Genomic DNA, 21,491 nt, shown 5'->3' with positions numbered 1-21,491 from the left:
CTCGGCGGCGTTGCGGCCATGACCATGGTGACACCCAGCGGGATCATCATCGCCGCGCCGCGTTCGGGCGCCGGCAAGACGACGGTCACGCTCGGGCTATTGCGTGCGCTCAGTCGGCGCGGCGCGTGCGTGCAACCGTTCAAATGCGGTCCCGACTATATCGATCTCGCCTTTCACACGGCTGCGGCAAGACGGACGAGCTACAATCTCGACAGTTGGGCGATGTCGGCGCCGCAACTGCTGGGGCTTGTCCGCGACGTTGCCGCCGACGCCGATATCGCTATCGTCGAGGGCGTCATGGGCCTGTTCGATGGCGCGTCGAATCCCGGACGCGCGGGCAGCGGCTCGGCCGCGGATCTCGCAGCCCTGACCGGCTGGCCGGTGGTGCTCGTTCTCGATGTGAGTGGGCAGACCGAGACGGCCGCTGCCGTCGCGCTCGGCTGCGCGCGTTTTCGCGACGATGTTCACGTGGCCGGCGTGATCCTCAATCGGGTCGCGAGCGAGCGGCATAGGGCGCTCATCGAGCCGGCGTTTGCGACCATCGGAATCAGGGTGCTCGGCGCGCTGGCGCGGGACGCGCAATTGACATTTCCCGAACGTCATCTCGGACTGGTCCAGGCCCAGGAGATCACGGCCCTCGAAGCCCATCTCGAGCGTCTCGCGGCAAGCGTCTCCGGAGCCGTCGATCTCGAGGCGCTGCTGGGTCTCGCGAATCCGATCCGCTCTACCGATCTCGCTGCGCAGACATCTGGCCTTGGCATCAAACCGCCCGGACAGCGCATTGCGCTCGCCGCAGATGCGGCCTTCTCGTTCAGTTATCCGCATCTCCTGCGGCACTGGCGCGCTCAGGGCGCGGAGGCCGTCCCGTTTTCGCCGTTGAACGACGAGGCTCCCGATCCCGCAGCCGACGCGGTGTGGCTGCCAGGCGGCTACCCCGAATCATATGCTGGACGGTTGGCCTCGGCGCAGTCGTTCCTCGATGCGCTGCGCGCGATGGCCTTGCGCGGCGTGCCGATCCACGGCGAGTGCGGTGGCTACATGACGCTAGGGGCGGGACTCGAAGATGCCCACGGTGTCCGGCATGCGATGGCGGGGCTGCTGTCGCTGGAAACCTCGTTCGCACGACGCCGCTTGCATCTCGGCTACCGTCAAGCGACCCTATTGGCCGATTGCAGCCTCGGCCGAAGGGGCGCCGTCGTTCACGGTCACGAATTCCACTATGCAACCATCCTGAGCGAGGCCGACGATCCGCTGATCGCGTGCCGCGATGCGTCGGGCGGCGTCGTAGCCGAGCGCGGCGCCCGGCGCGGGTCGGTGACCGGATCGTTCCTGCACGTCCTGAGCGGGGAGGGCGCATGAGCGAGCCAGGCCGAAGCCCTCCGCAGTTCGACGCGACCTTCAGGCAGCGCTTTGCCGAGCTGGTGCGCTGGCGTCGCGATGTCCGCCGTTTCCGCTCGGATCCGGTCTCCCCAGAGCTGATCGAACAGTTGCTCGCGCTCGCGTCCCATGCGCCATCCGTCGGTTTCTGCCAGCCCTGGCGGTTCGTGCTCGTCGAGAGTCCCGAACGCCGCGCGACGGTCATCGAGAACTTCGAGCGCGCGAACCAGGCCGCGCTCGCCGGTTATGATGGAGAGCGACGCGCGCTCTATGCGAGCCTCAAACTGGAAGGCTTGACGCAGGCGCCGATCCATCTCGCCGTCTGTGCCGACGAGGGCGCTGCCACCGGTCATCGGCTCGGCCGCGCCACGATGCCGGAAACGCTCCGCTACTCGGTGGTGGCGGCGATCCAGACGTTCTGGCTGGCGGCGCGTGCCGAAGGTCTCGGCGTGGGCTGGGTGTCGATCCTGGACCCAGCGGCTATCTGTCGCGAACTCGCGTTGCCGTCCGACTGGAGCCTGATTGCGTATCTCTGCGTCGGCTGGCCGCAGGAGGAACATGACGATCCCGAACTGGAGCGTCACGGCTGGGAAACGCGGCTCGACCAGACAGTGATCAAGCCGCTCAAGCGCTAGGTCACGATGCGAGCGCCAACGCCGGTGCGTCAACCGTCCTTGGCTCGCCAACAGCGCCCGCGGCGCTCATGAGCTGAAACCGTGTGCCGTGCAGGTTGATGGTCAGTGGAATGCCGCGGAAGTCGTCGTGAAAGGCGCGGATGCGGCGCGCCATTTCGGCCGGATCGATGTCGGCGGACATGTCGCACATGGCGGCGTACATCTGTCTGGTGCTCTTCGCTCCGCTCCAACCGACGCCGAGCGCCGGCAGCGGGCCGGCGTCGCAGGCGAGGTCGCGCGACATGCGCCAGAACAAATAGGCGAGCCGCACGAACGTCATCTGCTCTAAACCACGGACATCCACGCCGCGCGGGATGTCGAACGTCTCGACACCGACGATCGGGCCGCAGTCGACACGGGTCTCCATCACATGGGCCGTTGCGCCGAAGCGCGTCGCACCGTCGTACATCGCGAAATGAGCCGGCGCCCAGCCCGGATAATCCGGCGGGGCCGGATGAAAATTGTAGGCGCCGTGGCCGAGCGCCTGAAGGATGTCGGCAGGCACGATGACGCCGGTCGTGAAGGCAAGCAGGCGGGATCTGCCGAGCACATCGCGTTCGATGGCTTCGAGGTCCTGCAGGCTCACCGCGCAGCGGAATGCGAGTGCACGGTTGTGCGCCCGTAGCAGCTCCGACAGCGCGAGTTGCTGGTCGCGGCTGCCGGTGAGAAGAATGATGGTGTCGAACATGATTTGTCCTGGTTGGCGTCAGCGGCGATGGGCGTTGAAGGTGGCGGTCCGGTGCGCAGCTCCCGAGGTGGCCGTCGCGGCGAACAAATTGGCCGGCAGCTCCTGACCGGGGATGATCTCGAGCACCATGTTGTCGGCCAGCACAGCGGCCTCCCGCGCGATGCGAACCTCCGGCTGCCACGAGCACAGTGAGAGCTCGAGGCGGCCAAAGCCGCCGCAATCAGCGACGAAGGCGCTGGTCAGCTTCTCGATGCTGTCAGCGGCGGCGCGCGCGCTGCTGCTTCCGACGTCGCGCAGGATGACCGTGACACCTCTGCCGGATTTTACTTTCGAGCGCACCACAAGCAGCGACTCCAACGCGCCGACGCGCCCGGCCCGCCGGGGCGACCGCGCCACCTCGGCAAAGTCCGGGTCGGGACCAAGATCAGCCTTTGTCGGCTTCAGATTGTGGACGATCGTCGCGTTGCGGACTCCGGCTTCCCCTGCGACGGCATGGTAGCTGCGGGGAAGCCAGACCGTGTCGAGCGCGATCTGGGAGCTCACCGCACTCCAGGCCTGATCGATCTGATAGCCGTCCCATATATCGGGATATGAAGAGGCGATCTCACGCCAGGTCGTCAGCATTGTCCCGGCCGCCTTGGACCGGCCGAAATAGAGGGTGCGCGGCGACATCTCCCAGCCGTTCCACTTATGGACGGCAAAGTCGCAGCCTGCCAGATGAGGAAGGTCCGGAGGTGCTTGGAACATCACGTCGGCCTCGACGTACAACAGCGGTTCGCGATTCCGCTGCCACATCCGCGCGATGAAGTCGGCCTTGTCCGCAGCGCTCAGGCGTTCGCCGGGGCGGCGATCGATCGCCTCGATGTCGAATGGGAGCCCGAGCCGCTGCAACGAGCGTCTGAGATGATAGACGTGCAAGTCGCCGACCGTCGTTGGATGGCAGGACACGACACGCATCGCAGTTGCCGGTGCTGCGTCCGGCGCAGGCCAGTCGCGGCCGCCCCACCATAATTCGTGCGGGCCGTCGGCTGAGGTGCCGACGGTGCCGAACTCGGTCAACTTGGATTTCAGGAAATCGAACGCGGGGTTTTCGCCGAAGGGGATCACCACGGCGTCATGCGAGGTCAGCGCGCCGTACAGCAGCTCCGCCCCGGCGCCCGTTGGCGGGTCGATCAGGACGATAGTGCGACCACGGCCAGGCGGTGGAAGGTCATCGCAGTGAACCACCGGCCCGAATGTTCGCGACAGCCATTGCAGACGATCACCTTGCCGCTGACCGAGCCTGACGCCGTGAGCGCGCAGGCTTTGCACCGGGTCGTGGTCGTTGGTCTTCAGATCTTGTCGCGTCATGCCGGGCCCTCCCGCACAATAGAACGGACCACGTCGGCCAATCAGGCGCGTCGATCGCGCATGCGCTTGCGTCGGTGTCTTGCGATGATGCGAGTAAGACCTGGCTTTCGACGCGGAAAACGCGAACTTCGTTTCGCAATGTTGCCGGGCGCGCTGCTCGAAGCCGCGACAGATTGACCAACACCGTGGCTGCGCGAGCAGAAGTATTCGCAATCACTTCGATCTGATGCGCCTTTTCAAGACCGAAGCGGGCGATTGATCTCGCAAACGAAGTCGCAGTGCGGATCACGAGCTTCACACCGGATATATCGAGTGCGGTGACGCTCTGGAGCCTCGATGCAGATCGAAACATTCAGCAATATTTGTTGACGCTATAGACATGATGGCCGTCTACGCGCGCGTCGGCGACGCGCGACGCGGCGCGTCGATCGCTTCATCTATCGTGCTATCAGCAACTACAACGTACGAACGCGATGGATCAGGCGCGCAATGTCGAAAAAATCGTCACGCGATTCAAAAATCGCGTCCGCGGCAACTGACAGAGTGGAAAAATGCGATAATTTCGTCGAGGTGATTCGGAAAAAATTGCCGGGCGAGATGATCGTTTCGCAGGAATTCCGAACCTTGCTCAACCGCGGACTTTGTGTGCGCGGTATGCATCCACGGATGCTGTTAGTAAGCGTTGCAGCTCGCGTTTTCTGCTGAATTCGTCTTCTGGAATGAATCCCCCGCCATGCCGAACATCGGCCTCTCTTTCTCAACGATCGTCGGGCGCTCGATCCGCGTGCGGCAGAATTTGCCTGTCCCTAGGCAAAACATTCCATCTAACTACCTGAAAAGTCACAAAAAATCTTCGCCTGCTTCTTTCGGTCGCCGCGTTCAACGATCGGAAGCCGTCTGCGAATGCCGCATTCGGCATTGCGGGTTGGAGATTCGGAAATGAGCTACGCGCTGGACGTCTGGGCCCCGGCCGATGGCATATCTTCGAAAGAGCCGGGGTCCCCGGACGTCGCGGCGCTGTCGTCGAGCGAGTCGGCCAGCACCGTTCCCGACTCCGCGCCGCCAGGCGAGACCGCGGTCTTCGACGAGGACAAGGACCTGCTCGACCGGCTCGCCACCGGAGAGGAGCTCGCATTTCGTCTTCTCGTCGAGCGCCACATCGATCGCGCCTATGCGATTGCGTTGCGCATCGTCGGCAATGCCGCCGACGCCGAGGACGTCGTGCAGGACACGATGTTGAAGGTCTGGACTCACCGGGGGCGGTGGCAGCACGGTCGCGCCAAATTCTCGACCTGGCTCTATCGCGTCGTCAGCAACCGCTGCATCGACATCCGCCGCAAGCCGCGGACCGAGAATGTCGACGTGGTACCCGAGGTTGCGGACGGCAAGCCGGATGCAGTGAGCGTCATCGAGCGTGCGGAGCTCAGCGTCCTCCTGGAGGGGGCGATGCAGCGACTTCCGGAGCAGCAACGGATCGCCGTGATCCTGTCGTATCACGAGAACATGAGCAACGGCGAGATCGCCGAGGTGATGGATACGACGGTGGCCGCCGTGGAGTCGCTGTTGAAGCGGGGACGCCAGCAACTGCGCGACATGCTGCGGCGTCACGAGCGCGACATTCGCGGGGCCTTCACGGATTGCTAACCATAGAATTCTCGGCGCAGGAGAATTCCCGCCTGAATCCCGCAGGCGCTTCCGTTTGATCGGTCAGACGGGGCCGATCCGCACCGTCAGTCCTTCCACGATGCGGCGTGCTTTGCCGATCACTCAGGAGTCCTCACCATGCCCGCAATTTCCACCAACATCGCCGCTAACTCCGCCGTCCGTTACCTGAACATCAACTCCAACCAGGAGACGAGCTCGCTCTCCAAGCTGTCGAGCGGTTCACGCATCACGTCAGCCTCGGACGACGCGGCCGGTCTCGCCATTTCGACGCGCATCTCTTCGGACATCACCACGCTGCAGCAGGCCGCGACCAACGCAGCGCAGGCGACGTCGATCCTGCAGACCGCGGATGGCGGCGCGTCCAACATCAGCGACATCCTGGCGCGCATGAAGTCGCTGGCCTCAGAGTCCGCATCGGGCACCACGGTCGGAACCAGCCGCACTTACATCCAGTCGGAATTCTCGCAGCTGATCAGCGAAATTTCGTCGATCGCGACCGGAACGCGCTATAGCGGCCAGAGCCTGCTCGACGGCACCAGCACCTTCTCGTCGGGCGTCTCGGTCCTGGTCGGCTCGTCCGCGTCCGACACCATCAACATCACGCTGTCGGATCTCACCGCGAGCACGCTCGGCGTCTCGTCGCTCGACGTCAGCACCCAGACCGGCGCGACCGCAGCCTTGACCGCTCTCGACACCGCGATCGACACCGTGTCGAAGGCCCGCGCCGACATCGGCGCGCAGGAATCGCGTTTCAACTTCTCGGCGGACTCGATCTCCACGCAGACGCAGAACCTGCAATCGGCCAACTCCGCGATCAAGGACGTCGACATCGCGTCGGAGCAGGCGAAACTGTCGTCGGCGCAGGTGAAGACCCAGGCCGCGGTGTCGGCGGAAGCCGCCGCCAACCAGATCCCGCAGTACCTCCTGAAGCTGCTGGGCTGAGTTGTGATCTGCCGGGCCGGCGCCACGCCGGTCCGGCCCTTCCCTCGGAGGACGACGATAGATGACGGTGAGCAGCGCAACCTCGAGCACGAGCAGCACGACGTCGTCTTCTTCCTCATCATCGACGAGTTCGAGCAGCTCGCTCACGACGTCGGGAACGAGCACGACGAGCACGATCGACTGGACTGCGCTGATCGAATCCGCGGTCAATGCCAAGCTCACCCAAGCGACCCAGATCTCGACCAAGATCACGGCCAATGAGGCCAAGATCACGGCCTACCAGACGCTGCAGACCGCGCTGAAGACGCTGTCCTCGGGATTGTCGTCACTGGCGACGTCGACGGTGAACTCGCTTGCGACCAACGCCTTCGCCACGCGGGCCGCCACCATCAGCGCGACCGGCGACGTCAGCGCCTCATCGGCTCTGTCGATGTCGGTGAGCAACGGAGCCGCGACCGGCAGCCACACGCTGACGATCGGCCAGATCGCCACCGCACACAAGGTGACGGGCACGACGCAGTCGAGCCAGACCGCGGCGCTCGGCTATTCCGGCACGTTCTCGCTCGGCCTATCCGGCGGCAGCACGGCCGACATCACCATCACCAGCGGCATGTCGCTGCAGGATGTCGTCGACGCGATCAATGCCCAGACCTCCACGACCAATGTCGAGGCGTCGATCGTCCAGGTATCGAGCGGATCGTATCAGCTGGTGCTGACGGGAACCCAGGATTCCGCTGACATCACCTATGCCAGCTCGTCCGGCGACGACGTGCTCAACAAGCTTGGCGTGACCGACAGCTCGGGTGCCTTCACGACCGTGCTGCAGACGGCGCAGGAGGCGGAATTCACGCTCGATGGGATCAGCCTGACGCGCAACACCAACGACATCACCGACGTTCTCAGCGGCGTCACCTTCGATCTGCTGCAGGCGACTCCGTCCGGAACGACGCTGACCGTCACGATCGGGACGGACACGAGCCAGATCTCGTCGGCATTGCAGACATTCGTCACCGACTACAATGCATTCCGCGATGCCGTCATCGCGCAGCAGACCACCAATTCGGACGGGACGGCGTCCTCGAGCTCCGTCCTGTTCGGCGACGGCACCATGCGCGACATCATGAACTCGCTTCAGGCCGTGCTCGGAACCTCGGTCGGCGGGCTGACGATGGCCGACCTTGGCCTGTCGTTCAACGAGAAGAACGAGCTCGAGCTCGATACCGGCACGTTGTCGACGATCCTCAGCACCAATCTGAGCGGCGTGACGACGTTGTTGTCGGCGCAGACCAAGACCTCGTCGAGCCAGCTCAGCGTGGTCAATACCGGGTCGTCGCCGCAGTCGTTCACCCTGGATCTGACCGTGGACTCGTCGGGGACGCTCACGACCGCGTCGGTCGGCGGCGACAGCTCGCTGTTCACGGTCAGCGGCAACACGATCGTGGGCAATTCCGGGACGATCTATGCCGGGATGGCCTTCACCTATGCCGGCTCGACGTCGCAATCGATCACCGTGACCTCCACACAGGGGCTCGCGACCCAGATCTACCAGATCGCCAAGACCGCATCATCCAGCACGGGATCGCTGCAGACGCTGATCGACAATCTGACCTCGCAGGACGACACGATGCAGGCCAAGGTCGATGACATCAAGAGCTCGGCCGCCACGTTCCAGACGCAGCTTACGGCGCAGTACGCCAAATATCAGGCTGCGATCGAGAGCGCCAACAACACGCTCACTTATCTGAAAGCCCTTCTCAACGCGAGTTCGAGTAACTGATGACCCAGAATTCGATGGCGCAATTCGCAAGTCAGGCCTATCGCGGCGCTGCAGTGGCCGTTCCGCCGCTGCGGGCCGTCATCATGCTGCTCAACGGAGCGATGATGAGCTTGCAGAAGTCGCTGCAGGCGCAGGAGGCTCGCCGCTTCGAGGAGGGGCACATCCATGTGACCCGGGCGACCGCCATCCTGCGCGGATTGAGCCTTCACCTCGATCCGACGCGCGGCGGGCCGGTCGCCGACCAGCTGTTCGGAACCTACAACGCCCTGATCGTGGCCGCGCTGCGGGCCTACGGTCGACCTCACATGCGCGAGAATTTCCAGCGGATCACTCAAAGTGTGCTGGAGCTGCGGGAGGCGTGGGAGGCTGTCGATGCGGCAGCCCGGGGAAAGCGAGCAGCCGGTGATTCGGCCAACCGTCGGTAGCTCTGGCCGAATCAGGCACCTGCGCGCACCGCGGAAATCTTGGGAAACCGATCAGAAACGGGCTGCATTGTCTCCCGTTTCGGTATCCAGTGCGGCGTCGCGTGCAGACGGCTCCCGAAAAATACGGAGTTTCCTGCGTCCGGTTGCGGTCGATCGTCACAATTGCCGATATCAATTTCGTTCGCGGGCTGAATGCTTTATGACCAAGCCGGAAGCGCTGGATTGGGCGGACGATGGACGTCAGGGAATTCGAGGATCTGATCGGCAGGCTGGGTGAGGACATCTCGCGCTGGCCAGCCGAGCAGCGTCAATCGGCTGCTGATCTGCTTGCATCCTCTCCCGAAGCCGATCGATTGCTGTCCGAGGCACGTCTTGTTCGTGAGGCGCTGTCGTCGCCGCCGGTTCGTGCACCCGCGGGCTTGACGTCGCGCATCCTTGCTGCGGCCCATCGCCTGACCCAAGAGGAAGCGTCAACCGCCCCGGCTGACGCCCACCAGCCCGGCTGAGCCTCCGCCAGGGTCGAGCTTGGGCGACTGCGCTTCGGCCGGTTGGGCCGTGGGCGCCGGAACCGCAACACCATCACCGCTGCCATCTCCCTCAATTTGTCGAGCTCGTTTGCGCATGAGTCGGGGGCGCCCGAGTGCGACGACGCGAGCCGTGGCGCAGAGATGACGCGACGGTTGCAGCCGATCTCCTGGTCGCGCCGTCCATACTCTCTGCTGGTCTCGTCCTGCCCACCGGCCGAGTGCGCCGCGATGCCGATGCAGAGCGGGGCCTCGCACCAGGCGATTTTCGCCCACTCAGCGCAACCGCGCGGCGGCAAATTCTGCCGTCGGATCAACTAATTCGACCGACTAATTGTGCGCCTGGAATCGGCGCTCCGGCCGTTTGATCAGCAAACGCCTTCACGACCGCGTGGTCGTGCTGTGTCCCGCCGCCGTTCGCGGCGCGAGCCGGAGTTCTGTCATGACCGTTTCTGCCGCGAGTTCGTCGACTGCGACCACCTCATCGACCTCATCATCCAGCGACACATCTCGTACGACACTCAGCTCGACCGACTTTCTTCAGCTCCTGGTGAGCGAACTCCAGAACCAGGATCCGCTCAATGCGACCAGCGTGACCGACTTCATCAACCAGATGACGTCCTACGCCAACTACACCTCGCAGCAGTCGCTCAACAGCAGCATGACCTCGCTGGCCGGCTCGTTCTCGAGCCTGGTGACGCTGAATTCGGTGAACTACATCGGTCACACCGTCGAGGCCAAGAGTGACACCGCCGTTCTCTCGAACGGCTCGGCGACCTTCGGCTATTCGCTCTCGTCGGCGGCATCGAACGTTTCGATATCGATCCAGGATTCCTCCGGGAGCACGGTCTGGACCGGCACCGGGACCGGCAACAAGGGCGCCAATTCGATCACCTGGGACGGCACCGATTCCAGCGGCAATCAGCTCAGCGACGGCGGCCAGTACACGATCTCCGTGACGGCGACGGACTCCGCGGGCACCTCGGTTCTCAACTACACGACGATCACCGGGACCGTAACCGGCATCGACACCTCGACCAGCACGCCGTCGCTCACCGTCGGCGGCATTCCTGTCAGCGCCAGCAACATTATCGGCGTCACCTCCTGACGGCATTACCCGGAGTACAATCATGAGTCTTTCTGGAGCCCTGTCATCGGCGATCTCGGCGCTCAACGCGCAGAGTTCATCGCTCGCCATGATCAGCGACAATATCTCCAACGCCGATACGACCGGATACAAGACCACGTCCGGCCTGTTCGAGCAGCTGGTGACGGCATCGAGTAGCTCGAAAGCCTATTCCTCGGGTGGCGTCTCGGTCTCCGGCCGTGCCAATATCACGCAGCAGGGGCTGTTGGCCGCCACCACCAACGCGACCGATGTCGCAATCCAAGGCTCGGGTTTCTTCGTCGCGACCAACTCGACTTCGGCCGGAGGCGAGACCTTCTACACCCGCAACGGCGCGTTCACGACGGACAATGCCGGCTACCTTGAGAACAACGGCTATTATCTCGAAGGCTGGCGCACCGATGCGAGCGGCAACGTGGTCGGCAATGGGCTCGAATCGATCAACACCAAGGTTGCGCTGACGAATGGTGGAGCGACCACCAAGACGTCGCTCGCCGCCAACCTGCCGGCCGATGCCGCGAGCGGCGATACCTTCAGCAGCTCGATGACGGTGTACGATTCGCTGGGGCAATCGCACACGCTCAACGTCACCTGGACCAAGGGGGCGACGGCGAACGAATGGACCGCCGATTTCGCGCCGGCCACGGCGTCGGACGGCACCGTGACGAACGGCACCTATACAATCGATTTCAACTCAGATGGCTCGCTGAGCACGGTCTCTTCGACCAATCTCGGCATCACCTGGAATAACGGCGCGGCGGCCAGCTCGATCGCGCTCAGCTTCGGCACGACGGGCGGCGGCACCGATGGCCTGACCCAGCTGTCATCCGGCAGCACGACGCCGAGCGTCTCCAATTTCAGTGCCAATTCCGATGGCATCTCTTTCGGTACGCTGAGCAGCATTTCGGTCGGCAAGAACGGCCTCGTCGAGGCGACGTATTCCAACGGCCAGACGGTTCCGATCTACAAGATCGCGGTGGCGACCTTCGCCGATCCCAATGGCCTCGTGGCGCATAGCAGCGGCATGTACACGTCGACCGCGACATCGGGCAATGCGACCCTGCAGGCATCCGGCGAGAATGGTGCAGGAACCATCTACGGCAGTGAATTGGAGTCGAGCACAACCGACACCACGGGCCAGTTCAGCAACATGATTTCGGCTCAGCAGGCCTATTCGGCCGCATCGCAGGTGATCTCGGCCGTCAACAAGATGTACGACACACTGATTTCGTCGATGAGGTAGATCATGGCCGACCTGAAGAGGGCGCGGCTCGGCGAGGGCGAGGCTCTGCTGAAGAGGCTGCGGCGGCTGAGATTGTGCGCTGCGACGGCAGGCAAGGATGACCGCGCGCAACTGTTGGCCTTGATCGACGATATCGAAACGGTCCGACGAAAGCTTCTGCGTGAATGCGCGCTGCTCGACGAAGAGCTCAAGGTCGCCACCGTGAGGGTGACGGCGCTGAACACCTACGCCCGTGTCGCGCAGATCAGCCGCCGACCGCAGCGTGAACAGTAGGATGGGAGCGACAGGATGAAACACGCAGTTCAGGCCGATCAGCGGCCGGCCAGCGAAGATGAAGTGCGGACCTTGATCGCGCTGATCGACGAACTCATCGCGGTGGTGTCGGAGGAGAATGCGGAGCTTGCCAAAGGGCTCCCGGCCTCGCGCTCCAAGCAGCTTGACGACAAGAATCGGCTCGCCGGGCTGTTTGAGCAGCGGGTTGCCGAATGCGCCAGGCGAACGGCGAGTCTCGACGTCCGCGACCGTGTCCTGCGCGAACAGCTCATGGAGCACATCTTTAACCTGCGTGGCGCGATGGACGAGAACCTCGTTCGGCTGCGGGCTGCGATCGAAGCCAGCAATCGTCGCATCGAGGCAGTCATGCAGGCAATCCGCGAGCAGATCGCGAATGCCTCGCCCTATGGCGCAGGCGGACGTCGCACCGCGCGTGCGACGTCCTGTGGAACCAATGTCAGGGCATGATGGCCGCCCAGCAGCGGGAGTAGGGTGATGTCGCTCGATATAGCACGGCTGGTCGCGTTCAGCGGCATCTCGGCCACGGAGCTGCAGATCAGCGTGGCGTCGTCGAACATCTCGAACGCCGACACGAAGGGGTATACGCAGAAGACGGCCAACCAGGTCACGAATGTGACCGGAGGAGTTGGGACCGGTGTTTCGATTACCGGCATTTCGAGCAATGTCGACAAGCTGCTGCTGAAATCCCTGATCGGATCCAATTCCGAGCTCGGCGCGGCCGACACCACCAACAACTACCTGACGCAACTGCAGCAGCTGTTCGGCAGCGCGTCCACATCCGGCACCTCGACGACGGGAACGTCGCTGGCAAACTCTCTTGCATCACTGGAGTCCGCCTTGTCGTCGCTGGCGAGCTCGCCCAGCAGTGTTTCGCTGCAATCGGCCGTCGTCAGCGCTCTGGACGATTTCGCCAGCCAGCTGCGCAGCACCTCTGGTGGCGTGCAGACGTTGCGCGCCAACGCCGACAAGGACATCGCGTCGTCGGTTCAGAGCGTCAACGACGACCTGCAGCAGATCGCCGATCTCAATGTCGAGATCCGCAGAATGGCAGCGTCCGGCCAATCGACCGCGGATCTCGAGGATGAACGCAATGCCGCGCTGCAGGACCTGTCGTCCTATATGAACGTCAGCTACTACACGGCGTCGAATGGCGATCTTCAAGTCTATACCTCGTCGGGGCGAGCCCTCGTCGACAGCTCGGCGCACGCGCTGAGCTACACGGCCTCGGCGAATGTCTCGGCGGCTTCGAGCTATGCGTCCGGCGGCTTCAGCGGCATCATGGTCGACGACGTCGACGTCACGTCCCAGATCACGTCGGGCAAGATCGGCTCGCTGGTCACGTTGCGGGACGAAACCTTGCCGGCCGCGCAGACCCAGCTCGATCAGTTGGCTTCGCAGCTGAAATCGGCGCTGAATGAGATCAGCAATGGCGCGTCGGCCGTGCCACCTCCGGCCACTCTGACCGGGTCGGCGAGCGTCAGCAGCACGACCGCCCTGTCGGCGTCCGGAACGGTCCGCATCGCCGTGGCTGACCAGAGCGGCAATCTCGTTTCGTACCAGGATCTCGATCTGTCGTCCTACGCGACGGTGGGCGATCTGGTCACGGCACTCAACGGCATCTCCGGGGTCTCTGCCTCGATCGACTCCAGCGGACACCTGTCGATCAGCGCCACGTCGTCGTCGAACGGCATCGCGATCAACGATATGACTAGTGCGGTCGGCGGCAGCGGCTTCTCCAACTATTTCGGCATGAATGATCTCGTCACCGGCACGAGCGCCGCCAATTTTGCCGTCAACAGCAGCATCTTGAGCGGCGCTTCTGGTCTGCCGACCGGCACGCTCGACGGTTCTGCGACCTTGACGACCGGCAGCCAGGTGCTGACGGCCGGCTCGGCGACGGTTATCAATGCGCTCATCGACAAGCTCACCGGCTCGACCAGCTTTGCGTCGGCCGGAGGCCTGAGCGCAACGACCGGCTCGTTTGCCGACTATGCCGCGGCGATCGTCGCCAATGTCGCCAGCAAGGCTTCGCAGGCCTCCACTGCCTACACCGCGAAGTCGACGGCCCAGTCGAGCTATGCCAGCTCGCTGTCCTCGCAATCGGGCGTCAATCTCGACGAGGAGACCGCGCGGCTGAGCTCGCTGCAGAACAAATACGCTGCCGCCTCGCAGCTGATCTCCGTGATCAACAGCATGTTCTCTTCGTTGCTCACTGCCGTGCAATCGACCTAGTCCGGAGCGCAGATCATGACGATGCGGATTGCGACATTCTCGAACTCCGACCAGATGATCACGAGCGCGCTGCGGACGCAGGCGACCATGGCCAATCTCCAGGTGCAGGAAGCCTCGGGGCTGAAATCGGAGTATCTCGCCGGCTACGGCGCCGACACCCAGCACGTCGTCAATCTTCAGGTCTCGGTCACGCGGGCGCAATCCTATATCGATGCTGCGACCCTGGCCGACAGCAAGGTGCAAGTTATGTATTCCGCGGTGGGGCAGGTGTCCGACATCGTCAGTCAGCTGCGCACGGCCCTGAGCTCCGCGAGCTCCGGCAGCAGCACGGGAACCACGTCGGCGATCAGTACCGCGCAGCAGTTGCTGCAGCAGATGACAGGCATTCTGAACACCCAGTATGATGGGCAATATCTGTTCGGCGGGGGGCGCACCTCGACTCCGGCTGTCGATACCTCGACCTTCGCGTCCGGCTCGGGATCGCTGACCACGATGGATACCAGCTATTATCAGGGCGACAGCGAGCTTTCCTCGGTCCGGGTTTCCGATGGGCAGTCCGTGACGTATGGCGTGACCGCCGACAACCCTGCTTTCGAGGAGGTCATGCGTGTTCTGAAGTTCGTTGCGAATAGCTCGACCCTGTCCGGAACCGACATCACCTCCGCGCTGACGCTTGCCGATCAAGCAGTGGACGATGTCGCCACGGTGCAGGCCAAGGTCTCCGATGCAGCGTCCCGGATCGAGAGCGCGAAGTCTCAGCAGACCGACTACAAGAGCTATGCCGAGAGTCTGGCGACCGACCTGACCAGCGTGGACGTCGCTGCGGTCACCGCCCAGCTCTCGACTTATCAAGCCCAGCTCACGGCGAGCTATACCGCCATCTCCAAGATCCAGAGCCTGAACCTGGCCAGTTACCTGCGGTGAGTTTCGGGACATCGTGCGGGCCCAGCAGAGCCGGACTGCCGATTCAGACCATGCGGCTCGCTGGCGGGCATCTCGTCGGCGGACCTCTCACTTGCCTGGCTTGCGATTGCGACGTTCGACAGCGGCGCTGCGCGGGATCGGTGGGGTGGGTATGGGCGGGTCAAGGAAAACGCGAAAGTCCAGCAGCTCCATCTGCGGGAAGAGGATGATCAGGACGTCGAGCTGCCAAGGAATTCCGCACTGGAGTCGTCTGCGCCTTCGTCGCCACGTTCATGGCTCTCAAGCAGATCTGGTGGGTAATCGCGCCCGGCGCAATGAGGCGTTGGCGACATCTGTCGTGTTCGTCTGGCGCGATCATGACGAGTACGTCATCCGCGCGGCGGAGGTTGCGCATCGACGTGCCGGTGCGTCGGGCGAGCCCCACGCACCAGCGAATTCACATCACCAGCGATGATGGGCGCGGATCACGCCATGACCGTAGCGGTGTCCGAAATGACGGCCGCCGTGCCAGCCATGATGGCCCCAACCCGGACCGCGGTAGTAGCCGTAGCTGTGCCGCCACAGCCGCGGGCCATAGGAATAGCCGTAGCTGCGATAGATCGGGCGCGGCACGTAGCTGTAGCCATAGCCGCCGTAATAGGGCCGGTAGGCCGGGTAGTAGCCGCCATAGCCGTAGGGATAGGCGGCGTAGCGATACCCGCCGTAGTAGGGATAGGGCGCGTAGCCGCCATAGTAGGAGGGTGCGGCGATCGCCGATCCGATCAGGGCACCCGCCAACAGCCCCGCGCCGATTGCGGCACCGCCGCCCCAGCCGCCATGCCAGCCGCCGTAGCGGACCTGCACGGCATTCGAGCTTTCGGCGCTCGGTTTGGCGGCTGCTGACAGCGACGTCAGCGGCGCAGCCGAGACCGAGTGCAGCGTGGATACAGAAAGTGCGCCGGCGATGGCGAGCGTCGCGGCGGCTTTGAAGGTGACCATCCTGATGTCTCCCGTTGATTCAGCGCTATGCTCAACCGGACGAGACGAACTTCGTTGCATTTGTCGCAGCGGACGTTTTGTCACGCGCCATTGGTCCAGGCGGCGGTCGATGCCGGGGGGCATCGACCTTGGTGTCGTTACGGGCAGGAACGGCGCAGGCCGTCATTGCCGAGATAGGTGCCTGAGCCCGGGTCGTAGGACCGGAACCGCTGGGCGCAATAGGCCTGGGCGTTGGCGGCCTCGGCGCGGCTGTTGGCGATGGCGCCCCCGATGATCGCGCCGGCCGCGAGGCCGCCGAGGGCGGCGGCACCCGCACCATAGCCGTGGCGATGCCCGTAAGAGCGATGGCCGTAATAGCCGTGGCGATGACCGTAACCGCCGCGCAGTGGCGATATTGCACCTGCTGCAGCTCGGTCGCGTTCTGCGTCGCTGGGGTCGGCGCCGGGTGGTTCGGCAGCAACGGCGCTGCGGCGAGCGGCGATGCGGCCGCGAGCGCCATCGTTCCGATGGTGGCGACCGTCAAAAGCTTGCGCAGATCCATCTGGGTGCTCTTTTCCGTTTCGTTGGCCATGCAGGGGCAACGGCTCGCCGTCGCCCTCCGTTCCGCGCCGCGAAGGAGCATGTCGGCGGCACGAGGTCGCATCCAGGACCGGAACCGTGACCGCAAGCTAATCGATCAGCGCATCGAGCAGCGCATCCGGACACTCCGTCATCATCGTATGTCCCGCGCCGGGCAGGACGGTCGTGCGCGATTGCGCGATCGCAGCCGCCAGCGCCTTGCCGGCCTTCAGCGGCGTCATCATGTCCTTCTCGCCGAGGATCAGCCGCGTCGGCACCTTGATCCTGGCCGCCGATGCCAGCGCATCCTGGTACTCATTGCAGGCCGAGAGATCGTTGAACAGCACGTCGGGCGCGCAGCGTTCCAAGGTCGCCTGCGCGCCGCCATGCATCCACAAGCCCGGCGCGCGGCTGCCGCCGAGCTCGGCGGCAAAACCGAGGCCCCAGATCGAGACCATGTCGATAGCGGCGTGATCGTTGGCTTCGGCGGCCTTCAGGAGGTCAGGCCCTACCGTCATCGTCGCCGCGGTGCCGATCAGGCTCAGCGCCGACACGCGATCGGGATGGCGTGCCGCGGCATCCAGCGCGATCAGCGAGCCCATCGAATGGCCGATCAGGTGAGCGGGTTTCGCGTTCAACGCCTGCAACAGCGCGACGATCCAATCGGCCATCGCAGCGATGGTCGGTAGCGCCGGTCCCGCCGAGCGGCCATGGCCCGGCAGATCGGGCGCCAGCACGGCAAAGCCATGATGGGCGAACCAGCGGCTGTGCAGTGCCCAGACCGAATGGTCGAAGCCGGCGCCATGGATGAAGACGACGGCGGGCAGGGACGAATCGAAGTCGCGGCCGCCCGTGGCGGCGAAGACCTCATGATCTCCGATCGACAGCTGCATGGCTCACACCTTCTGCGAGGCGCGCAGCGCCTGTCCGAGATCGTCGATGATGTCGCTGGCCGCCTCGATGCCCACCGAGAGCCGGATCAGCTCCTCGCCGATTCCGGCCGCGGCGAGCTGGGCTGCGTCCATCTGCTGATGCGTGGTCGAGGCGGGGTGGATCACCAGCGTCTTGGCATCGCCGACATTGGCGAGATGGCTGATCAGCTTCAGGCTCTCGATGAACTTGCGCCCCGCGGGACGTCCGCCCTTGATGCCGAACGAGATGATCGAGCCGGCGCCGCGCGGCAACAGCTCCTTGGCGAGCGCATGGTCCGGATGGGTCTCGAGCGATGGATGCAGCACCCAGTCGACGGCCTTGTTGGCCGTCAGCGCCTCCAGCACCGCGCGGGTGTTGGTGACGTGCCGCTCCATGCGCAGATGCAGCGTCTCGACGCCCTGCAGCAGATGGAACGCGTTGGTCGGCGACAGGCAGGCGCCGAAATCGCGCAGGCCTTCGGTCCGCGCGCGCATGATGAAGGCGGCCGCGCCGAACTGCTCGTCGAAGACGATGCCATGATAGCCGGCATAGGGCTCGGTGAGCTGCGGGAATTTGCCGGACGCGCGCCAGTCGAACCGGCCGCCATCGATGATCGCGCCGCCGATCGCGATGCCATGGCCGCCGAGCCACTTGGTCGCGGAGTGCATCACGATGTCGGCGCCTTGGGAAATCGGCTGGCTCAGATAGGGCGTCGCGAAGGTGTTATCGATCAGGAGCGGTACGCCGGCCGCATGCGCGATCGCCGAGACCTTGGGGATGTCCAGCACCTCAAGGCCGGGATTGCCGAGGGTCTCGCCGATCAGGAGCCGCGTGTTCGGCTTGATCGCGGCGCGGAAACCGTCGTGATCCCGAGGCTTGACGAAGCTCGTGGTGATGCCGAAGCGCGGCAGCGTGTGCGCGAGCAGGTTGATGGTGCCGCCATAGAGCGAGGAGGAGGCCACGATGTGATCGCCCGCATTCAGGAGCGTGGCGATGGCCAGATGCAGCGCCGCCTGGCCGCTCGCGGTGCAGACGGCACCGACGCCGCCTTCGAGCGCGGCGAGCCGCTCTTCGAGCACGGCCGTGGTCGGGTTGGAGATGCGGGTATAGATGTGGCCGGTACGTTCGAGATTGAACAGCGCCGCGGCGTGCTCGGTGTCGTCGAACACGTAGGACGTGGTCTGATAGATCGGTACCGCGCGGGCGCCGGTCGCAGGATCCGGGTGCTGGCCCGCGTGCAGGCTCAGGGTTTCGAAGGCGGGCGGTTTCGGCGGCGGCATGCGGATCAACTCTCCTCAAGCAGATCGCATCTTCTGCCACAGATTTCGCCGTCAGTCAGGAGCGGCGCGGTGCGCCGCCCCTGAGACATCGATCAGCCGCCGAAGCGCTGCGGGAACAGGCCGGCCGAGGCGATCTCGGCGATGGACAGGCGTGCGCTCGGCTTCTCGCGCTCCTTGAGCATGGCCGGCAGCTTCTCGCCATCGCCCTTGCGGCCGACCGCGATCGCGATCTCCACGGCGAAACCGTCGGGCACCCCGAGCGCTGCCTGCGCGGCGGCGACGTCGAAGCCGCTCATGCCGTGGGTGATCCAGCCGGACACCGCCGCCTGGTTGGCGAAATTGGCCCAGGCCGCGCCGGCATCGAAGGAATGCGTGCGCGTCGGTGCCGGCTCGGTCTTGCCCGCCGGGATGAAGGTCTTCTTCGACAGCACGTAGACGATCGCCGCGGCATGCTGCGCCCAGCCGCGGTTGAACTCGACCAGCGGCGCCAGGAAGGTGTCGAACTCGGCCGAGCCGCGCAGCGCGTAGAGGAAGCGCCAGGGCTGCGAATTGTAGGAGGAGGGCGCCCAGCGTGCCGCCTCGATGAAGGTCAGGAGCTCCGTCTCGGGAAGCGCCTCGTCGCTGAAGCCGCGCGGCGACCAGCGATCGACGAAGATGCGATGCGCCGGATGCTCGGTGATGCGGTCGGTCGGCGGGGGAAGATGGGCAGTCACGGGTGGTCTCCTTCGTTCAGGCTCGTCGCCGGGCCTCGTGCCGCGCTTCGCTGCGGGGCACAATCTCGGCTCCTGTGTGGCTCACGGTGCTTTGGGAGTCCAGATCGCCAACGCAGATGTGTCCACCTTCGCCGGCAGCACGCGCTCCGCCAGGAAAGCATCCGCGATCTTCTGCTGCTCCGACAGGCCGGCCGCGGTGACCGCGCCGACCTGGTAGGAGCGGTGGCTGTTGGCCTCCTCGACGGTGGCGGCATCGATGCCCCACAGGGCAGCGAGTTGGCTCGCCGCGGCGGCCGGATTGGCCTTCACCCATTTGCCGGTTTCGACGAGCTTGCCGTAGATGACGTTGAGGGCGTCGCCATGCCCGGCGGCGTAGTCGGCGGATGCGAGATAGTAGCGCTTGTAGCTGGCAAGCCCGTCGCTGCCGTCCGCGAGCACGCGCGCCCCTGACTGGCGGATGGTGCTGGTCAGGAACGGATCCCACGCGACCCAGGCATCGACATTGTTGCTGACGAAAGCGGTCCTGCCGTCGGCGGGCGGCAAATAGGCGGGGGTGATGTCCTTGAAGGTGAGACCCGCTTTGGCGAGCGCGGCGAGCAGCAGATAGTGGCTGCCGGCGCCCTTGGTCACCGCGATCTTCCTGCCTTTCAGCTCAGCGAGCGTCTTGGCCGGCGAAGCCGTTGCCACGAGGATCGCCTGCGCCGACGGCGAGGCGGCCTCCTCGGCGACATAAGCGAGCCTCGCGCCCGCGGCCTGCGCGAACACCGGGACGGTATCGGCGACATCGGCGCCGACATCGATGCTGCCGATGTTGATCGCTTCCAGCAGCGGCAGGCCGCTGGAGAATTCGTGCCACGATACCTTGATGCCGAGCGGCGCCAGCGCCTTCTCCAACTCGCCATTGGTTTTGAGGAGGGCGATCAGGGTCGAGGATCTCTGATAGCCGATGCGCAGCGTCTCGGCTGCGTCGGCTTGCGACGTGGCGAGTGCGCCGAGCAGGGCCGCGGCCATCATCAGGACGCCGCGACGGGCGAGATGCAAGGGCCGCGCGCGGCGCAGGCCGCTGAAGGATGGTGTCATTCGGCAATCTCCCAAACAGGCAGTTGCATGCAATTGTCCAGGATCATTCGCAGGATCGTGAGCCCTGCGCAATTTTGCAGATCTGTTCATATGGAGATGAAAGTTTCTCATGTGCCCGTGCCGCGAGAGGTTTTGTTTTTTTGGCGCGCGAGATCTGACGGGACAGCCGCTCGCATCCTCGCGACGCGCAGGGCGTCCGAGATGTGTCTGCCGTTCGTCCCTCCATCGAGAGAGGGCACAGGGAAGGCCGGGCGTCGACTGACACCCATGGCCCGCGTGCAAAAAAGGAAGCACGCGGCGGTTACCACAGGATCAGCCGGACATCCGGCCTTCCCTGCGCAACGGGCTTACGGCTTATACGCGATCTCCCCGGTGCGCCGGGCTTTCTGGCCACCGTCATCCGCGAGACACGCAAGCATCTTCGCGAACTTGATACTAGCGTCGGAGTATCAGGACCACGCGATTTCGCCGTCCGGCTCCCATCGTTCGTCCGCGCGCTTGACGCACGCTGCGACGAGAACCGGCCATCGCATCCCGCACCAACGTTTCGTGACGTTCGCGAAGCGCCCCTCTCGATCGGGCGGGATGGGGTGATACAACCATGAATTCTGAAAAAAAGAAACAAGAATATTTTTCGTGGCGGGACTGGACAGTGGACTGCACCCCTTAAGTGAGACACGATAATTTCTGTGACAGGCATTTCGAGGATGACCTGTGGCAGCAAGAGGG

At 64.4% G+C, this 21,491-nt stretch carries 20 protein-coding genes and 1 pseudogene; 13 read left to right on the top strand and 8 right to left on the bottom strand.

What is annotated here, in order from left to right:
- Nucleotides 1-18 precede the first annotated feature (18 nt).
- Nucleotides 19-1,359, top strand: coding sequence for a cobyrinate a,c-diamide synthase (locus tag QW881_RS20795; RefSeq protein ID WP_316159169.1), 1,341 nt, complete (start codon nucleotides 19-21; stop codon nucleotides 1,357-1,359).
- Nucleotides 1,356-2,012: a 5,6-dimethylbenzimidazole synthase gene (gene bluB, locus QW881_RS20790; protein ID WP_316159170.1), complete on the top strand. Its 657-nt coding sequence runs from the start codon at nucleotides 1,356-1,358 to the stop codon at nucleotides 2,010-2,012. The genes QW881_RS20795 and bluB overlap by 4 nt, the downstream gene beginning before the upstream one ends.
- A gap of 1 nt (nucleotide 2,013) precedes the next feature.
- On the opposite strand, the gene QW881_RS20785 is transcribed toward bluB, so the two are convergent.
- Together QW881_RS20785 and QW881_RS20780 are read right to left on the bottom strand one after the other, a co-directional pair.
- The gene (locus QW881_RS20785) at nucleotides 2,014-2,739 is read right to left on the bottom strand and encodes a formyltransferase family protein (RefSeq protein ID WP_316159171.1); all 726 of its coding nucleotides are present in this window, start codon (nucleotides 2,737-2,739) and stop codon (nucleotides 2,014-2,016) included.
- An 18-nt stretch (nucleotides 2,740-2,757) separates the two neighbouring features.
- A complete protein-coding gene (locus QW881_RS20780) occupies nucleotides 2,758-4,089 on the bottom strand; it encodes a hypothetical protein (RefSeq protein WP_316159172.1) in 1,332 nt (443 codons plus the stop codon).
- A 939-nt stretch (nucleotides 4,090-5,028) separates the two neighbouring features.
- Between QW881_RS20780 and QW881_RS20775 the strand changes: the two genes are divergently transcribed.
- From QW881_RS20775 to QW881_RS20725, 11 genes are all read left to right on the top strand, one after another.
- Complete coding sequence (locus QW881_RS20775; protein WP_315756401.1) at nucleotides 5,029-5,733, top strand: RNA polymerase sigma factor; 705 nt, start codon at nucleotides 5,029-5,031, stop codon at nucleotides 5,731-5,733.
- A gap of 138 nt (nucleotides 5,734-5,871) precedes the next feature.
- A complete protein-coding gene (locus tag QW881_RS20770; protein WP_315756400.1) occupies nucleotides 5,872-6,696 on the top strand; it encodes a flagellin in 825 nt (274 codons plus the stop codon).
- 61 nt (nucleotides 6,697-6,757) lie between these two features.
- Nucleotides 6,758-8,473 carry a flagellar filament capping protein FliD gene (fliD, locus tag QW881_RS20765; protein WP_315756399.1) on the top strand — a complete coding sequence of 572 codons (1,716 nt, stop codon included), beginning with the start codon at nucleotides 6,758-6,760 and terminating at the stop codon, nucleotides 8,471-8,473.
- Nucleotides 8,473-8,898: a flagellar export chaperone FliS gene (locus QW881_RS20760; RefSeq protein WP_315756398.1), complete on the top strand. Its 426-nt coding sequence runs from the start codon at nucleotides 8,473-8,475 to the stop codon at nucleotides 8,896-8,898. The genes fliD and QW881_RS20760 overlap by 1 nt, the downstream gene beginning before the upstream one ends.
- Nucleotides 8,899-9,131: 233 nt before the next feature.
- Nucleotides 9,132-9,404 (top strand): hypothetical protein, encoded by a 273-nt coding sequence (locus QW881_RS20755; RefSeq protein WP_315756397.1) that lies wholly within the window; start codon nucleotides 9,132-9,134, stop codon nucleotides 9,402-9,404.
- 460 nt (nucleotides 9,405-9,864) lie between these two features.
- Nucleotides 9,865-10,530 (top strand): flagellar hook assembly protein FlgD, encoded by a 666-nt coding sequence (locus QW881_RS20750; protein WP_315756396.1) that lies wholly within the window; start codon nucleotides 9,865-9,867, stop codon nucleotides 10,528-10,530.
- 22 nt (nucleotides 10,531-10,552) lie between these two features.
- Nucleotides 10,553-11,791, top strand: coding sequence for a flagellar hook protein FlgE (flgE, locus tag QW881_RS20745; protein WP_315756395.1), 1,239 nt, complete (start codon nucleotides 10,553-10,555; stop codon nucleotides 11,789-11,791).
- Between the two features lie 3 nt (nucleotides 11,792-11,794).
- A complete protein-coding gene (locus QW881_RS20740) occupies nucleotides 11,795-12,064 on the top strand; it encodes a hypothetical protein (protein WP_315756394.1) in 270 nt (89 codons plus the stop codon).
- A 15-nt stretch (nucleotides 12,065-12,079) separates the two neighbouring features.
- Nucleotides 12,080-12,532, top strand: a complete 453-nt coding sequence (locus QW881_RS20735; protein ID WP_315739743.1) for a flagellar protein FlgN — start codon at nucleotides 12,080-12,082, stop codon at nucleotides 12,530-12,532.
- A gap of 27 nt (nucleotides 12,533-12,559) precedes the next feature.
- Nucleotides 12,560-14,317, top strand: a complete 1,758-nt coding sequence (gene flgK, locus QW881_RS20730; RefSeq protein WP_315756393.1) for a flagellar hook-associated protein FlgK — start codon at nucleotides 12,560-12,562, stop codon at nucleotides 14,315-14,317.
- A 54-nt stretch (nucleotides 14,318-14,371) separates the two neighbouring features.
- Nucleotides 14,372-15,241: a flagellin gene (locus QW881_RS20725; RefSeq protein ID WP_316159173.1), complete on the top strand. Its 870-nt coding sequence runs from the start codon at nucleotides 14,372-14,374 to the stop codon at nucleotides 15,239-15,241.
- Nucleotides 15,242-15,682: 441 nt separating this feature from the next.
- Here the strand turns inward: QW881_RS20725 and QW881_RS20715 are convergent, their stop codons facing one another.
- The 6 genes and pseudogenes from QW881_RS20715 to QW881_RS20690 form a co-directional block, all read right to left on the bottom strand.
- Nucleotides 15,683-16,219 carry a hypothetical protein gene (locus QW881_RS20715; RefSeq protein ID WP_315756391.1) on the bottom strand — a complete coding sequence of 179 codons (537 nt, stop codon included), beginning with the start codon at nucleotides 16,217-16,219 and terminating at the stop codon, nucleotides 15,683-15,685.
- 137 nt (nucleotides 16,220-16,356) lie between these two features.
- Nucleotides 16,357-16,760 (bottom strand): annotated as a pseudogene (locus tag QW881_RS20710) (BA14K family protein).
- Between the two features lie 127 nt (nucleotides 16,761-16,887).
- Nucleotides 16,888-17,670, bottom strand: a complete 783-nt coding sequence (locus QW881_RS20705; RefSeq protein WP_315756390.1) for an alpha/beta hydrolase — start codon at nucleotides 17,668-17,670, stop codon at nucleotides 16,888-16,890.
- 3 nt (nucleotides 17,671-17,673) lie between these two features.
- Nucleotides 17,674-18,969, bottom strand: a complete 1,296-nt coding sequence (locus QW881_RS20700; protein ID WP_315756389.1) for an O-acetylhomoserine aminocarboxypropyltransferase — start codon at nucleotides 18,967-18,969, stop codon at nucleotides 17,674-17,676.
- A gap of 92 nt (nucleotides 18,970-19,061) precedes the next feature.
- Nucleotides 19,062-19,682 carry a nitroreductase family protein gene (locus QW881_RS20695; protein WP_315756388.1) on the bottom strand — a complete coding sequence of 207 codons (621 nt, stop codon included), beginning with the start codon at nucleotides 19,680-19,682 and terminating at the stop codon, nucleotides 19,062-19,064.
- An 81-nt stretch (nucleotides 19,683-19,763) separates the two neighbouring features.
- Complete coding sequence (locus QW881_RS20690) at nucleotides 19,764-20,693, bottom strand: aliphatic sulfonate ABC transporter substrate-binding protein (RefSeq protein ID WP_315756572.1); 930 nt, start codon at nucleotides 20,691-20,693, stop codon at nucleotides 19,764-19,766.
- Nucleotides 20,694-21,491: the final 798 nt, after the last annotated feature.

It is taken from the genome of Bradyrhizobium sp. SZCCHNS3016 (genome assembly GCF_032484535.1).
Lineage (GTDB): Bacteria > Pseudomonadota > Alphaproteobacteria > Rhizobiales > Xanthobacteraceae > Bradyrhizobium.
Note: the sequence above shows the minus strand (reverse complement) of the source record. Positions and strands in the feature narration are given on the sequence as shown.

Bases quoted from the DNA above. Each gene is read 5' to 3' on its own strand.
- bluB (WP_316159170.1), top strand. From the start codon at position 1,356: ATGAGCGAGCCAGGCCGAAGCCCTCCGCAGTTCGACGCGACCTTCAGG.
- QW881_RS20735 (WP_315739743.1), top strand. From the start codon at position 12,080: ATGAAACACGCAGTTCAGGCCGATCAGCGGCCGGCCAGCGAAGATGAA.
- QW881_RS20740 (WP_315756394.1), top strand. From the start codon at position 11,795: ATGGCCGACCTGAAGAGGGCGCGGCTCGGCGAGGGCGAGGCTCTGCTG.
- QW881_RS20795 (WP_316159169.1), top strand. From the start codon at position 19: ATGACCATGGTGACACCCAGCGGGATCATCATCGCCGCGCCGCGTTCG.
- QW881_RS20725 (WP_316159173.1), top strand. From the start codon at position 14,372: ATGATCACGAGCGCGCTGCGGACGCAGGCGACCATGGCCAATCTCCAG.
- QW881_RS20780 (WP_316159172.1), bottom strand. From the start codon at position 4,089: ATGACGCGACAAGATCTGAAGACCAACGACCACGACCCGGTGCAAAGC.
- QW881_RS20700 (WP_315756389.1), bottom strand. From the start codon at position 18,969: ATGCCGCCGCCGAAACCGCCCGCCTTCGAAACCCTGAGCCTGCACGCG.
- QW881_RS20785 (WP_316159171.1), bottom strand. From the start codon at position 2,739: ATGTTCGACACCATCATTCTTCTCACCGGCAGCCGCGACCAGCAACTC.
- fliD (WP_315756399.1), top strand. From the start codon at position 6,758: ATGACGGTGAGCAGCGCAACCTCGAGCACGAGCAGCACGACGTCGTCT.
- QW881_RS20775 (WP_315756401.1), top strand. From the start codon at position 5,029: ATGAGCTACGCGCTGGACGTCTGGGCCCCGGCCGATGGCATATCTTCG.
- QW881_RS20750 (WP_315756396.1), top strand. From the start codon at position 9,865: ATGACCGTTTCTGCCGCGAGTTCGTCGACTGCGACCACCTCATCGACC.
- QW881_RS20770 (WP_315756400.1), top strand. From the start codon at position 5,872: ATGCCCGCAATTTCCACCAACATCGCCGCTAACTCCGCCGTCCGTTAC.
- QW881_RS20690 (WP_315756572.1), bottom strand. From the start codon at position 20,693: ATGGCCGCGGCCCTGCTCGGCGCACTCGCCACGTCGCAAGCCGACGCA.
- QW881_RS20755 (WP_315756397.1), top strand. From the start codon at position 9,132: ATGGACGTCAGGGAATTCGAGGATCTGATCGGCAGGCTGGGTGAGGAC.
- QW881_RS20715 (WP_315756391.1), bottom strand. From the start codon at position 16,219: ATGGTCACCTTCAAAGCCGCCGCGACGCTCGCCATCGCCGGCGCACTT.
- flgE (WP_315756395.1), top strand. From the start codon at position 10,553: ATGAGTCTTTCTGGAGCCCTGTCATCGGCGATCTCGGCGCTCAACGCG.
- QW881_RS20760 (WP_315756398.1), top strand. From the start codon at position 8,473: ATGACCCAGAATTCGATGGCGCAATTCGCAAGTCAGGCCTATCGCGGC.
- flgK (WP_315756393.1), top strand. From the start codon at position 12,560: ATGTCGCTCGATATAGCACGGCTGGTCGCGTTCAGCGGCATCTCGGCC.
- QW881_RS20705 (WP_315756390.1), bottom strand. From the start codon at position 17,670: ATGCAGCTGTCGATCGGAGATCATGAGGTCTTCGCCGCCACGGGCGGC.